The following is a 13459-nucleotide window of genomic DNA, read 5'->3' as shown; positions in this document are numbered from 1 at the left end:
TGAGAAAAGGCTGAGCAGGGTCAGTACCGGGCGATGGTGAATGCGTCGGTGAAGGTGTAGCCCTTGGCCGGGACGAACCTGGCGGAGAGCTGGTCTGCTGTTGCTGTCACGTCCAGGGTCCCGAAGGCCGGGTCGCGGTTCCCGCCGGACCAAGTGGTGAAGTATCCGGCTTCCGAGTCGTTGTTGTTCACATCGTAGAGGCTTTCGCCGCCAACACCGACCGTGACGAATACCGTTCCGGCGCCCTTGGCCATGCTGGAGTCGGAATCGGTGATGCAGTTTGGCGAAAGTTCATTGGGTACCAGGGCAGGGCAAGCCGTGCCGAGAGCGAGCTGGTGGGTGCGCTGGTAGATGTGGTCATGGCCGGTCAGTACCAGATCCACTTTCTTCTCCAGCAGCATGGTTGCGAAGTCCTGGCCGACCTTGCAGTCGTATTTGCCCACGCTCAGGCACGGTGCGTGCATGCCGACGACCGTCCAGGGAATCTTCGCGGCTGTGGCCCCGTCGATGGCGTTCGTGGTCCAGTTCCAGCGGTCGCTGCCCTTGGAAAAGTCCAGGTGTTGCTGGTTCTGGAAGTCGATGCCCGGTGAGACCATGACGAACCGCACCAGGGGGTTCGTCTCGGGGACATCGACATACCATTGCGTTCCGTACTCGCCCTGGATTCCCGGCAGCTTGTTGGGCAGGCACTTGGCGATGTTGGCGATGTCGCCGTCGCTGCCGTCGCTTTCGTGGTTGCCGGTGAGGACTTCGTACGGGAAGTTTTCGCCGAGCTTGCCCGTGACCATGTCGCAGAACTGCTGTTCGATCCCGGCTTTGTAGGTGAAGTCGCCGAGGGCGAGGTTGAACTGGGGTTTGAGGTCGGCGATGGTGTCCAGCACGTGCTGGGAGGTTTTCTTGACGCCGATGTCACCCTGGGTGGTGAAGTGCACCGACGCCGCCGCATTCGCCGGAGCGGACAGTGTCGGTTCCGAAGGCCCGGGCGTGGCCGAAGAGCCCGGCGGCGACGGCGCCGGGCCGCCCGCCTCGCACCCCGCCAGAAGCAGAGCCAGACTGACTAAAGCCGCAGTGAGGATGGTGCCCGTTCCGCGCTTTGCTGAGTTCCTCATGGTGCCTCCTGCCGGATCCGGAAATCATGAATACGATGCATTACCAGCGTCGCCCGGCGGTGCTGAGAGATCACTGAGCACCGCCGGCGTCGACCCGGACCGGAGGTTTCTCAGGTTCGGCTCAAACCGTTGCGACATACTGCCTGTATGAAGGAGAGGGGTCCCGATGAGGATTCTGGTCGTGGAGGATGAAAAGGGTCTCGCCGAAGCGGTCCGCCGGGGACTGACGAATGAAGGGTTCGTCGTGGACGTCATGCACGACGGCGTCAGTGGTCTGTGGGCGGCGACGGAAAATCCTTATGACGCGATCCTGTTGGATCTGATGTTGCCGCTTATGAACGGTTATGAGGTCCTGAGCGTGCTTCGGGAACGCAAGGTCTGGACTCCGGTGCTGATGCTCACGGCGAAGGACGGCGAGTACGATCAGACCGATGCCTTCGATCTGGGGGCTGATGACTATCTGACAAAGCCATTTAGCTTTCTCGTGCTGGTGGCACGGATCCGGGCGCTGATCCGCCGCGGGGCGCCTGAGCGTCCCGTGGTGTTGACGCTGGGTACCCTGACGCTGGACCCTCTTCTTCGCAGCGTCCGTCGGGGGGACACGGCGATCAAACTCACCCCGCGGGAATACGGGCTCCTGCAGTACCTCATCCGGCGTCACGACCAGGTCGTGACGAAGGCGGAAATACTCGACAACGTTTGGGACCCCGCTTTTGAGGGCGGCGACAACGTAGTGGAGGTCTACATCGGCTACCTCCGGCGCAAGATCGACGCTCCCTTCGGCGTGCAGACATTGTCCACGGTCTGGGGGATGGGCTATCTGCTCAGCGCCGACGGGGACCCGGGGAACGTTTCCCCCCGATCCTCCGGGACGTAGTGGCGCCGCGCCTCACACGTTAGGTCCGGGGAATTCCAGCTCGAAGCGGCAGTGGCCCAGCGGGCTTTCGGTGGCGCGGATAGAGCCGTGATGGGCTGACATGATTCCGGCCGCAATGGCTAATCCCAGTCCGCTTCCACCGCCTTCCCGGGACCTGCTCTCGTCGAGCCGGACGAACCGCTCAAAGACCCGTTGCCGGTCCGCTTCGGGCACCGGGTCGCCGTCGTTGTCCACGGTGATAACCGCGCCGGCTCCGGCCTCACCTGAGTTCAGGCTGATCTGGATCCGCGAGAAGGCGTACCGGTCGGCGTTGTCCAGGACGTTTCGAAGTACCTGTCCCACCCGGCGCGCGTCCCCGCTGATCCGCACGGGGGTGAGATCTGCTGTGATGACGTGTGTGCTTGTGGAGCGGAGCCTGCGGGTTTCGCGGTCTACGACGTCGTCGAGGTCAACGTCCTCCTCGTTGAGCCGAAAGCCCCCGTCATTGGCCTTGGCGAGGGTCAGAAGGTCTTCGACGAGGTAGTGCATGCGGGACGTCTCTTCGGCGAGAATGTCCGTCAGTTCGTGCCAGGTCTCGCCCGACGGGTCCGCGGCAGCGACCTCCACCCCGGCGCGCAGCGTCGCCAGGGGACTGCGGAGTTCGTGGCTGGCGTCCGAAATGAACCGGCGCTGCTCGCGGTCCGAGGACTGCAACCGTGCCAGCATCTTGTTCATGGTTAGCGCCAGAGACTGAATCTCGTCGTTGGTACGCGGAACGTCGACTCTTTCGTCCAGGCGCGCGCCGTCGATGTTGGAGACCTGCCCGCGGATCCTTTCCACCCGTTGCAGAGACCGCCCCACCAGTAGCCAAACCGAGACGCCGACCACAAGCAGCAGCAATGGAGTAGCGCCGAGCAGGAACCAGGAGACTGTGGAAACCGTTTCCGCCAGGAGCTGTACCGGGGACGCGACGACCACCGTGTAGGGCCCGTCGTCCAGCCGGACAGCGGTCGCGATGATCCGGAAGTCATCGGGGTCGCCGAGGCTCTCCAGGCTGGATACATCCTCCGTCAGGATCTGGTCCGGGGCAGGCCGCAGGGAGGTCAACGGCCGGTCCCCCGCGGTGGGCACTGACGCGGCCACGACGGCGCCGGCCGGGTTCAGGATTTGGACGATCTGTCCTCCGTGCGCGGTGGCGGCAATGTACCGTCCTGCTTCGGCGACATCCTGGTCCTGAATCTGGACGATGACTTCCAGGGCCTCGTGCCGGGCGGCCGACTCGGTCGAGGCGATCAACGCCCCCTGGAGCAGGACCAGAAGGGTGACCCCGCCGACCAGCAGCGCCATGGCGACGACGCCTAGGGCCGTCGCTGTGGCGCGCTTGCGAACTCCCCACTCTCCCCTGCGGGACGCGGGCCGACCGGCAAAGGGCTCGACTTTCATGTTTCAAGAATGGGCTAACAGTTGGTCACCGACAACTGGCCCCGTCCGGCTCTCAGCTCCGGCACAGGTACCCTAAGACGCTACTCAACGGTGGCGGACCACACCGGATCCACAGCCAACCATCGCGGCGGCGCCGGCAAACATTCAACCGTTATGAAAGGAACCGATCATTGCCACATAAACCATGACTCAAGTCTGATCGAAACCAGACCTAAAGGAATCAACGACACACTACAGTAGCGGTGCGCGGTTCTTAGACGACTGAAGCTCCGGAAAAACCCGGAGCTTCAGTCGATTAATTATTGCGGTGCCTAGCTCTCGCCAGCCGAGTCCGAGCGGCCGAGGATGGTCTGGGGGATCCAGAACGAACCGGCGAACAGGGCCAGGCAGGCGGCCATCGGCCACGGGTTGCCCAGCGTCAGGAAGGACAGCGAGTACAGGGAAGCGAGGAACAGGACCATCATCACGGAAAAAATGACAATGGTGGAGCCGAGGCCGTTCTCGGCCTGCGGGTTCTGCTGGGTCTTCGCGGTGTTGCTGGACATTCGTTCCTCCTCGGCCCCGGGGGGCTCAAAACTGTGGCGGCTGCCGGAGCGGATCAGTACGCGGACGAACCCTGTTCGCCCTTGACGATCGCGATGCCGGAGCTGGCGCCAATACGTGTTGCACCAGCAGCAATCATAGCCTGTGCATCGGCCCGGGAACGCACGCCGCCGGAGGCCTTGACGCCGAGCGTGGGGCCCACCGTGCGGCGCATCAGGGCGACGTCCTCGGCCGTGGCTCCGCCGCCGTTGAAACCGGTGGAGGTCTTCACGAAATCGGCACCGGCTTCCACTGCGGCCTCGCAGGCCAGGACCTTCTGTGCATCATCCAGCAGGGCGGTTTCAATGATGACCTTGAGGATGGCCCCACCGTCGTGGACGGCTTCGGCGACGGCGGCGATGTCATCGACCAGGGCGCCCTTGTCGTTGGCGCGGGCGGCGGCGATATCGATGACCATGTCGACCTCCTCCGCGCCGTCCAGCACGGCACCGCGGGCTTCGAAGGCCTTGACGTCGCTCGGGGTGGCGCCCAGCGGGAAGCCGACCACGGAACACGTCAGCACGCCGGAACCCTTCAGCGCTGTCTTGACCTTCTTGACCCAGATGGGGTTGACGCAGACAGACTTGAACCCGAATTCGGCGGCCTCCGCGCAGACCTTGAGGATCTCGGCCTCGCTGGCCTCCGGCTTGAGCAGGGTGTGGTCAATGTAGGAGGCAATGCTGACGGCGCTGTCCCCGGACTCCTGACCGGCGGGGGCGGCGCTTCCGGCGGCCGTGGGGGCTTCGTTGCTCATGGTGGTCCCTTTCCTGGCGGGCCGTGGACTGTCTTGTCCCTCTGGGAGGTTGTCCCTCTGGGAGGCCCCGGGGGCCTGCCGACACCGCGGCTCTCGTGGCTTCTCGGTGTCCATCTTGCCATAACAGGAACACGCTCCGGCGGCCCCGGCGGCCGCCCCGGCGGCGGCTCCGGCGCGCGCGGCTAGGCTGCCCTGACGAGGGGGTCAGCCAGGGTGGCCTGGAGCAGCTGCGAGGCGCAGACCGAGGCGGCGGACGCGGCGGCCACGAGCAGTCCCAGCCGCACGCCGTCGAACGCGGCAGCATCCCCGATGGCCCAGATGCCCGGCACCGAGGTGCGGAAGTCCTGGCCGATCACGATGCCGCCCCGGGGAGCGGTCTTGAGCCCGGCACTCACCGAGAGGGCGTCGCGGGCGATCCGTTCCTCCGCCAGGACCACCAGGTCGCCGTTCATGCGGGAACCGTCTTCGAACACGACGCCGGCCGCCGGCAGCATTGAGCCGGCAAGGTTCGGAACGACGGCCGCGGGACGCTGCGTGGTGCGGACGGGACGGACGCCCCGGGCGCGGAGCACCGCTTCCGCCTGCCCGGCGGCAGTTCCGGTGCCCACGAGGATGCCCAGGGGCCGCCTGCCGAGGACCCGGGTGACGTCCCTGACGGCCTCGCCCAGCCGGGTGGCGTCGTCGATCGTGGAGTAGCTGAGGCACCGGCCGGCGCCCTCCAGGGGTGCTCCTGCCGGGGAGGAACCGGTGGCGATCACCAGCTGGTCGTAGCTGAACTCCAGGCCGTCCGCCGTGGTGACCCGCTGTCCGTCGGGATCGATGTAGCTGACCGGCTGGCCGAACCGCAGCGAAACCTGCGGCAGGGCGGCGAGCTCGAGCAGCTCGGCGGGAGCGTCGTCCCGGTTGCTCAGCACCGTGATTCCGCCGGCGAACGGGGTCCGGGCCAGCTGCCGGACGAGGGCCTGCGCGGCCGGGCCGGCCCCGGCGATGACGATCCGGGGCCGGGTCCGGGAATCGGGTGTTGCGCTGGAGACGTTGGACATGGTGGGCCCTTTCGCTGGTGGCCGGTGGTGTGGCCTGCGTGCTTGATGCACCCAGCGTAGGCGGACGGGTTTTCCTGCGTGTTTCCCGGGTGTTGCCGTTTTTCCGGTGCCCGTTCGCCAATATTTACCCGCCGGTAATGCCCTGCGTCACACCCGGAGCCGGTAGCCGCGCTTCACCACGGTTTCCACGAGGCCGCCGTCCGGCAGCGAGGAGCGCAGCCGGCTGACCGTCATGTCCAGGGCATGGACGGACCCGCGCAGTTCCAGCAGTTCGGACAGCGCCTCCCGGGAGAGCACGGCCCCGCCGGCGCCCAGCAGGGCCCCCAACAGCAGCAGCGGGGCCGGCGCCATGTCCACGGCCTCGCCGTCGATCCGCAGCGAGCGGCCGCGGAGCTCCACGCTGCCCGAGGGCGTGTCCAGCCGGCGGACGTGGTTCAGGGCCAGGTGTTCGACGACCAGCCGGATCAGGGCGCCCATCCGGAACCGCTCCGGGACCAGCGGCTGCACGCCGGCGTCGAGCAGCGGCTGAGCCGTGACCGGACCCACGACGGCGGTGGCGACGTTCGTTTTGAGGCTCTCCACGAGCTGTTTGTACAGGCCCATTTCGTGCGCCGTGCTCCACATCGCGTCCACGGCCGGGGCGCTCGTGAAGGTCAGCACGTCCAGGTTGCTGCTGCAGGCGGCCTCGATCAGCCGCGGCAGCCGGTCGGCGCCGTCGGGCTTGACCCAGCGGTACGGGGTGACGGTCAGGACGGTGGCGCCGGACATCCGCAGCCGCTCCAGCTGGCGCACGTCGGTGTAGCCGTGCAGCTGGACGGCCACGGTCTTGCCGCGCACCCCTTCGGAAAGGAGCATGTCCACCAGTGTCGCGGTGGTTTCGTCGCTGCTGATCCCGACGTCGGCGAGTCCGGCCGCGCGGACCGCACCGCGGGCCTTGGGGCCGCGGACGAACATCCGGGTGGCGCCCAGGGTTTCGAGGAGCTGTTCGCCGATGCCGAAGGTGTCCGCGGCCTCGCACCAGCGGCGCATCCCGTAGGCGGTGGTGGCGATGCAGAGCTCGGGCCGGGCATCGATGATGGCCCGGGTGTCCTCGATCAGCCGCAGGTCCTCCTGCACCGGGGCGATCTTCAGCGCCGGTGCATGCAGCACCTCGGCGCCGCGCCGTTCCAGGGCCTCGATCAGGTCCTGGGAGCGCCGGTGCGAGGTGACGCCGATCCGGAACCCCTCGAGGGGCAGTTCCGACTTCGCCAGGGCGTCCTCGGGGCCGACGGCGTCCGGGGCCCCGAGGACTCCGGCCCCGGCAGCTCCGGAGAGGGCAGCCGGAGCAATGGCATTGAGCGCACTCACGGCTCTCACGCGCCCATCAGCGACGCGGCGAGGCGGTCCAGCTCGGCGGTGGCTTCGGCGCAGCCCCGGTTGGCCTCGGCCACCCGGACGACGTCGCCGATCACCAGCACGGCCGGGTTGGTGCAGTCCGCGGCTGCGGTGGTGATGGTGCCGAGTTCGGCGATGGTGGTGCGCTGGCCGGGACGGTAGCCGCGTTCGACGACGGCCATCGGCATGTCCGCCCGCATCCCGGCGCGGCGCAGGCCGGCGGCGAGCTGGTGCAGAGTGCCGATGCCCATCAGGACCACGATGGTCCCGCCGAGCCCGGCAAGGTGCGTGTGTTCCTTCTCGGTCAGCGGGGCGTGGCCGGAGACCACGGTGAACATGTGGCTGACCTCGCGGTGGGTGACCGGGATCCCGGCCGCGGCGGGGACGGAGATGGCGCTCGTGACGCCGGAGATGACCCGGACGGGCACGCCGGCCTTCACACAGGCCGCCACTTCCTCGCCGCCACGGCCGAACACGTACGGGTCGCCGCCCTTGAGCCGCACCACGTTCCTGCCTCCCAGGGCGGCTGCCACCATGAGTTCCTCGATCCCGGACTGGCTGACCGGGTGGTGGCCGGGCCGCTTGCCTACGTCCACCAGTTCGGCAGTGCTCAGCGAGGGAAGTTCCTGGTACGGGGCGAGCCGGTCGTAGAACACGACGTCGGCGTCCCGCAGTGCCTTGATGGCCGCCACGGTCAGCAGTTCGGTGGTTCCGGGGCCGCCGCCTACGAGAGTGACGTGGCCGGCGGGTCCGGCGGCGGGCTCGGCGGAGACGGGGATGCCGGTCCCGCGGCAGCGCTCCAGCAGGGCATCCCAGCCGGGCTGGCCGTCGTCGACCGCGGCCACGAGGAAGGGCCGTTCCGGCAGGGGGCCGTCGTTGGACGAGCCGCCGGGAGCGGTGAGCCGGGAGACAATGGCGCCGGCGGCTTCATAGCGCCGGACCGCCTGACGGGCGGCGGGGTCGGAGCCGGTGACGAGGACTTCGCGGCCGCTGAGATCGATGCTGAGCTGCATGGTTAGACCTTGCTTTCCTGGGCGGAGCTGTCCCGGTCGGGGCGTCCGGTGGCGGTGCTGCCAGTAACGGCGGCGTCGGCTGGCCTCATGGGGATGGAAGCTCCGATCAGCACTGGTTCCTGGCTGGCGCGTGTCTGAACGGCGAGCGCCTTCTCCTCGGCGGTGGCCGGACGCATCTGCCCGCGCTCGTCCGGGACGAAGGTGATGGAATCGTCCTTCTGGTCGGGGGCGTTGACGAAGGAGCGGAACCGGCGCAGGCGCTCGGGATCCTTCAGGGTGTCGGCCCACTCGTCCACGTAGGTGTCAACGTGCCTGGCCATGGCGGCTTCGAGTTCCTCGGCGATGCCCAGGGTGTCGTGCACCACCACGTCCTCGACGTGTTTGATGCCGCCGTCGAGCTCCTCCTGCCACCGGGCGGTGCGCTGCAGGCGGTCGGCCGTGCGGATGTAATACATGAAGTAGCGGTCGATGTACTTGAGCAGCGTTTCGTCGTCGAGGTCCTTGGCCAGCAGCTGGGCGTGCGCCGGGGTGGCGCCGCCGTTGCCGCCGACGTACAGGTTCCAGCCGTCCGCGGTGGCGATGACGCCGACGTCCTTGCCGCGGGCCTCGGCGCATTCGCGGGCACAGCCGGAGACGCCCATCTTCAGCTTGTGCGGGCTGCGGAGGCCGCGGTAGCGCAGCTCCAGCTGGATGGCCATGGCCACCGAATCCTGCACACCGAAGCGGCACCAGGTGGAACCGACGCAGGACTTCACCGTGCGCAGGCTCTTGCCGTAGGCCTGGCCGGACTCGAACCCGGCGTCCACGAGTTCCTTCCAGATCTCCGGAAGCTCCTCCAGCCGGGCGCCGAACATGTCGATTCGCTGGCCGCCGGTGATCTTGGTGTAGAGGTTGTACTTCTCGGCCACGGCGGCGATCACGCCGAGCTTCTTCGGAGTGATCTCGCCGCCGGCGATCCGGGGGACCACGGAGTAGGTGCCGTCCTTCTGCATGTTGGCCAGGGCGCGGTCGTTGGTGTCCTGCAGGGTGCCGCGGCCGGCGTCCAGGACGTAGGCGCTGTTCTGGCTGGCCAGGATGTTGGCGATGGTCGGCTTGCAGATATCGCAGCCTTCGCCGGTGCCGTACTTGGCCATGACCTCCTCGAAGGAGGTGAGTTCCAGGACGCGAATGGTCTCGAAGAGTTCCTGGCGGGACAGCTCGATGTGTTCGCAGAGTGCCTTGGAGACGGCGACGCCGGACTTGGTCAGTTCGGTTTCGAGCAGCTTCTTGAGCATCGGCACGCAGGAACCGCAGCTGGTCCCGGCGCGGGTGCAGCCCTTCAGCTCGCCGAGCTCCTGGACGGGAGCGTTGCCGTCGCAGGCCCCGCAGCCGTTGACGGTGTCGCGGATGGTTCCGGCAGCCACGTTGTTGCAGGAACACAGGATGGCGTCGTCCGGAAGCTCGGTGTCCGGGGCCTCGCCGCCGCCGGCCGCGGTGAGGTAGGCGCCGGGTTCGGCGGCCAGTCCGCGGCCCAGCATGGGCCGCAGGGAAGTGTACGGGGTGGCGTCGCCGACGAAGATGCCGCCGAGCAGGGTCTTGGCATCGTCCGTGGTGACGATCTTCTGGTAGACGCCGCGCGCGGGGTCGGCGTAGACGATCTCGAGGGCGCGCTCGGTTCTGGCGAAGGCGTCGCCGAAGCTGGCGACGTCGACGCCGGAGAGCTTGAGTTTGGTGGCGGTGTCGAAGCCCGGGAAGGTCGCAACGCCCCCGTGCAGCCGGTCCGCGACGATCTCGGCCATGGTGTTGGCCGGGGCCACGAGGCCCAGGCACATGCCGCCGAAGTTGGCCACCTCGCCGATCGCCCAGATCCCGGGCACCTCGGTGGAGCAGTCGTCGGAGATGACGACGCCGCCGCGCGGGCCGAGCTGGAACTGCGGGGCGGTGCCTTCGGTTTCCGGGCCGTTGGCCGCGCGGAACAGTTCGTCGCGGGGCTTCACGCCGATCGCGACGATCACGAGGTCGGCTTCGATGATGCGGCCGTCGGCCATGAGCACACCGGTGACCTGGCCGTCGTCGTCGGAGATTACTTCGGAGGGGAACACGCCGCCGTGGACGGTGAATCCCTTGGCCTCGATCAGGCGGCCAAGGGCCTGCCCGGCGCCCTCGTCCAGCTGGGTGTTCATGAGCCAGGGGGAGCCGTTGATGACGATGGGGTTGGCGCCGAGCTGCTCGGTGCCGGCCGCGGACTCGAGTCCCAGGAGGCCGCCGCCGATGGTGACGGCGTTGACCCGGCGGCCGAGTTTGGCCGTCAGCTCCGCGATCGCCTTGTTGATGGCCCGGACGTCCTCCAGGGTGCGGTAGACGTGGGTGAGTTCGGAACCGGGGATGGGCAGGCGGGCCGCGTCGGAACCGGTGGCGACGACGAGCTCGTCGTAAGGGTACACGGTGCCGGCCGCGGTGGTGACGTTCTTGCCGGCGGTGTCGACGCCGGTGACGCGCTCGCCGGTCTTGAGGCTGAGGGCCTCGTGGTCCCACATGGAAGCGCTGCCGAGGGTGAGGTCCACGCCGCTGTCCGTGAGGGCCTTGCTCAGCGCGACGCGGTCGTAGGGGAGGTGCGCTTCCTCGGTGAGGACCGTCACGTGCCAGCCGTCGAGGCCCCGGGAGTGCATGGCATCGGCGAAGCGGTGGGCGGCAGGACCGCCGCCGGCAACCACGATGCGGCGCGGTGTTGTAGTGCGCTCTGCGCCCTGGTTCTGGGGGCTTGAAGTCTGTCCGGTCACTGTGGGCCTTTCGCATGGGCCGCAGTCGGTGCTCTGCGACCTTCTCAATCGAAGTGTCCCTCCAGACTAGGCAAGCGCAGTTTCGCTTCAGTTTCCCTTATGTTTCGTGATCTTAACTTCTGCATCACGAACGCGTTTCCGGCCGCGTGAGTTCTCTTTTACCCGCCGGACACATTCGCTGCACGCCGCTGAAACACCGCGGCCCTAGCTTGGGTATGTGGCCGCAGGAGCGGCTGAGCCCGTGAGGGATGGATCAGAGAGGGGCCGAAAATGACTGCCGTACTTGAGAGCGCAGTACACGACCTTGAGGATCAGGCCGCTGGGCAGGCTGTTGTATCCGCAGCCGGCTGGCACCGCGTGTGCGCCGTGGAGGATCTGGAGCCGGCCTGGGGCGAGGCAGCACTGATTGCCGGCCGCCAGGTGGCCGTGATCCGCACCGTGTCCGGTGAGGTTTTCGCCGTCGCGCAGGAGGACCCGGCCACCGGGGCGCATGTCATGGCCCGCGGCATTACGGGGTCCCGCGGGGCACGCCCCACCCTGGCCTCGCCGCTGCACAAGGAGGTCTACGACCTTGGAACGGGTGAGTGCCTGGGCGCCCCGGGACTCCGTCTCGCCACCTTCGGTACCCGGATTGTGGGCGGGTACATTGAGGTCGAGCTCTAGGCCGAGCTACAGCCCGAGCTCTAGGCCGAGCTACAGCCCCAGGGCTTCGCGGACGTCGGCGAGGACGCCGTCCAGGGCGGTGCGTGCCTCGAGCCGTGCCGCAGGAAGTTCGGCCGCGGAGCCGACGCTGCGGATGACCTCCAGGTAGCACTTGAGCTTCGGCTCCGTCCCGCTGGGCCGGATGATGACCCGGCTGAGGTCCTTCGTCAGGTACAGCAGGCCTTCGGTCGGCGGGAGGTGCTCGCTGCCCTCGGCCAGGTCCGTGACCGTTTCGACGGCGGAGCCGCCAAAGGATTCCGGCGGCGAGACGCGCAGCCGGTTCATCATGGCGTCCAGCAGGCCCAGGTCCGCCACCCGGATGCTGAGCTGGTCGCTCGCGTGCAGGCCGTGGACGAGGTACAGCTCGTCCAGGGTGTCGAAGATGGTCTTGCCCCCGGCCTTGGCCGCGGCGGCGAATTCCGCGATCAGCACCGCGGCGGAAATCCCGTCCTTGTCCCGGGCGAGGGACGGCGCGACGCAGTAGCCCAGTGCCTCCTCGTAGCCGTAGAGCAGTCCGGGGACGCGCGCGATCCACTTGAAGCCGGTCAGGGTTTCCTCGTGGGCGTAGCCCGCGGCAGCCGCGATCCGCGCCAGCAGCCGCGAGGACACGATCGAGTTCGCGAAGACGCCGGCGGGGGCCGAGTCACCGGCGGCCGCCAGCCGGGCCACGACGTGTGCGCCCAGCAGGGCGCCCACCTCGTCGCCGCGCAGCATGCGCCAGGCGCCCGTGTCCGGATCCTTCGCGGCAACCGCGGCGCGGTCGGCGTCGGGGTCATTGGCGATCACAATATCGGCGTCCACGCGGGCCGCGGTCTCGAGGGCCAGGTCCAGCGCACCGGGCTCCTCCGGGTTCGGGAAGTTCACGGTGGGGAAGTCGGGGTCCGGCTCCGCCTGCTCCGTGACCAGGGTGACGTCGGCAAAGCCGGCCGCGTTGAGCGCCGCCACCGCCGTCCCGCCGCCCACGCCGTGCATGGGCGTGAGGACAATCTTGAGCTCCCGGGCCGGGAAGCGCGCGGGAACTGCCAGCGCTGCGACGGCGGACACGTAATCGGCGGCGATGGAGCGGTCCAGCACCGTCCAGCCGTCCGTGGCCAGGACCACTGAGTCCAGGGTGCCGACAGCGTCGATCCTCGCCGCGATCAGGGCGTCGTAGGGCGCAACGATCTGCGCGCCCCGGCCGCTCTCTTCGACGGCATGCCGGCCGAGGTAGACCTTGTAGCCGTTGTCCTGCGGCGGGTTGTGGCTGGCAGTCACCATCACGCCGCCGTCGCACTCCAGGGCCCGCACGGCGTAGGCCAGCAGCGGCGTCGGGAGCGCGGCCGGCATCAGGAAGGTCTCGACGCCGGCGGCAGTGAGGATCGCCGCGGTCTCTTCGGCGAAAACATCTGAGTTGTAGCGGGCGTCGTAGCCGACGACGGCGCGCGGCCGGGTGCCGGGGGCGGCCTGCGCGACGGCGTCGGCCAGGAAAGCGGTGAAGCCGGCCGCGGCGCGGCGCACGACTGCGCGGTTCATCCGGTTCGGGCCCGGTCCGAGGGCTGCACGCAGCCCTGCGGTGCCGAACTGCAGGGTGCCGCTGAAGCTGTCCGCCAGTTCCTGCCGGGCTGCGGCGTCGCCGTCGTCCGTGAGCCGGACCAGCTCGGTGAGGGCAGCGGCGGTGGCCGAATCCGGGTCCTGGGCAGCCCAGGTGCGGGCATCGCTCAACAGTCGCGAAAGTTCGGCATCAGAAGACGTCATGAGTACCAAACTATCCGCAATCGCGGAGGAATCGTCGCCCCGACGAGCGGGTTGGCCTTACGGTTCGGTCACGCCGGGGGCGCCCCATGG

11 protein-coding genes are annotated in these 13459 nt (G+C 68.3%); 2 read left to right on the top strand and 9 right to left on the bottom strand.

What is annotated here, in order from left to right; genetic code table 11:
* Positions 1-20: 20 nt before the first annotated feature.
* Positions 21-1109 carry a metallophosphoesterase gene (locus ACVWZ8_RS01610; protein ID WP_456503575.1) on the bottom strand — a complete coding sequence of 363 codons (1089 nt, stop codon included), beginning with the start codon at positions 1107-1109 and terminating at the stop codon, positions 21-23.
* Between the two features lie 166 nt (positions 1110-1275).
* On the opposite strand from ACVWZ8_RS01610, the gene ACVWZ8_RS01605 reads away from it, so the two are divergent.
* On the top strand, positions 1276-1986 hold the full coding sequence (locus ACVWZ8_RS01605; RefSeq protein ID WP_426976602.1) for a response regulator transcription factor: 711 nt from the start codon (positions 1276-1278) through the stop codon (positions 1984-1986).
* 12 nt (positions 1987-1998) lie between these two features.
* On the opposite strand, the gene ACVWZ8_RS01600 is transcribed toward ACVWZ8_RS01605, so the two are convergent.
* From ACVWZ8_RS01600 to nirB, 7 genes are all read right to left on the bottom strand, one after another.
* Positions 1999-3408: a sensor histidine kinase gene (locus ACVWZ8_RS01600; RefSeq protein WP_426976603.1), complete on the bottom strand. Its 1410-nt coding sequence runs from the start codon at positions 3406-3408 to the stop codon at positions 1999-2001.
* A gap of 311 nt (positions 3409-3719) precedes the next feature.
* Positions 3720-3953 (bottom strand): hypothetical protein, encoded by a 234-nt coding sequence (locus ACVWZ8_RS01595; protein WP_426976604.1) that lies wholly within the window; start codon positions 3951-3953, stop codon positions 3720-3722.
* A gap of 53 nt (positions 3954-4006) precedes the next feature.
* Positions 4007-4744, bottom strand: coding sequence for a deoxyribose-phosphate aldolase (gene deoC, locus ACVWZ8_RS01590; RefSeq protein WP_426976605.1), 738 nt, complete (start codon positions 4742-4744; stop codon positions 4007-4009).
* Positions 4745-4926: 182 nt separating this feature from the next.
* Positions 4927-5787 carry an FAD-dependent oxidoreductase gene (locus ACVWZ8_RS01585; RefSeq protein ID WP_456503574.1) on the bottom strand — a complete coding sequence of 287 codons (861 nt, stop codon included), beginning with the start codon at positions 5785-5787 and terminating at the stop codon, positions 4927-4929.
* A gap of 147 nt (positions 5788-5934) precedes the next feature.
* Positions 5935-7038, bottom strand: a complete 1104-nt coding sequence (locus ACVWZ8_RS01580) for a uroporphyrinogen-III synthase (RefSeq protein ID WP_456505891.1) — start codon at positions 7036-7038, stop codon at positions 5935-5937.
* Between the two features lie 101 nt (positions 7039-7139).
* The gene (gene cobA, locus ACVWZ8_RS01575; RefSeq protein ID WP_426976607.1) at positions 7140-8174 is read right to left on the bottom strand and encodes a uroporphyrinogen-III C-methyltransferase; all 1035 of its coding nucleotides are present in this window, start codon (positions 8172-8174) and stop codon (positions 7140-7142) included.
* Between the two features lie 2 nt (positions 8175-8176).
* Positions 8177-10933, bottom strand: a complete 2757-nt coding sequence (nirB, locus tag ACVWZ8_RS01570; protein ID WP_426976608.1) for a nitrite reductase large subunit NirB — start codon at positions 10931-10933, stop codon at positions 8177-8179.
* 270 nt (positions 10934-11203) lie between these two features.
* On the opposite strand from nirB, the gene nirD reads away from it, so the two are divergent.
* Positions 11204-11596 (top strand): nitrite reductase small subunit NirD, encoded by a 393-nt coding sequence (gene nirD / locus ACVWZ8_RS01565; RefSeq protein ID WP_426976609.1) that lies wholly within the window; start codon positions 11204-11206, stop codon positions 11594-11596.
* Between the two features lie 30 nt (positions 11597-11626).
* Here nirD and ACVWZ8_RS01560 read toward each other — a convergent pair whose 3' ends face one another.
* Positions 11627-13369 carry a phospho-sugar mutase gene (locus ACVWZ8_RS01560; RefSeq protein ID WP_426976610.1) on the bottom strand — a complete coding sequence of 581 codons (1743 nt, stop codon included), beginning with the start codon at positions 13367-13369 and terminating at the stop codon, positions 11627-11629.
* Positions 13370-13459: the final 90 nt, after the last annotated feature.

It is taken from the genome of Arthrobacter sp. UYCu723 (assembly GCF_054059215.1).
Note: the sequence above shows the minus strand (reverse complement) of the source record. Positions and strands in the feature narration are given on the sequence as shown.

What these genes read in the sequence shown, in the direction of transcription:
- ACVWZ8_RS01610 (WP_456503575.1), bottom strand. Translation starts at nt 1,109, where the DNA reads ATGAGGAACTCAGCAAAGCGCGGAACGGGCACCATCCTCACTGCGGCT.
- ACVWZ8_RS01605 (WP_426976602.1), top strand. Translation starts at nt 1,276, where the DNA reads ATGAGGATTCTGGTCGTGGAGGATGAAAAGGGTCTCGCCGAAGCGGTC.
- ACVWZ8_RS01600 (WP_426976603.1), bottom strand. Translation starts at nt 3,408, where the DNA reads ATGAAAGTCGAGCCCTTTGCCGGTCGGCCCGCGTCCCGCAGGGGAGAG.
- ACVWZ8_RS01595 (WP_426976604.1), bottom strand. Translation starts at nt 3,953, where the DNA reads ATGTCCAGCAACACCGCGAAGACCCAGCAGAACCCGCAGGCCGAGAAC.
- deoC (WP_426976605.1), bottom strand. Translation starts at nt 4,744, where the DNA reads ATGAGCAACGAAGCCCCCACGGCCGCCGGAAGCGCCGCCCCCGCCGGT.
- ACVWZ8_RS01585 (WP_456503574.1), bottom strand. Translation starts at nt 5,787, where the DNA reads ATGTCCAACGTCTCCAGCGCAACACCCGATTCCCGGACCCGGCCCCGG.
- cobA (WP_426976607.1), bottom strand. Translation starts at nt 8,174, where the DNA reads ATGCAGCTCAGCATCGATCTCAGCGGCCGCGAAGTCCTCGTCACCGGC.
- nirD (WP_426976609.1), top strand. Translation starts at nt 11,204, where the DNA reads ATGACTGCCGTACTTGAGAGCGCAGTACACGACCTTGAGGATCAGGCC.
- ACVWZ8_RS01560 (WP_426976610.1), bottom strand. Translation starts at nt 13,369, where the DNA reads ATGACGTCTTCTGATGCCGAACTTTCGCGACTGTTGAGCGATGCCCGC.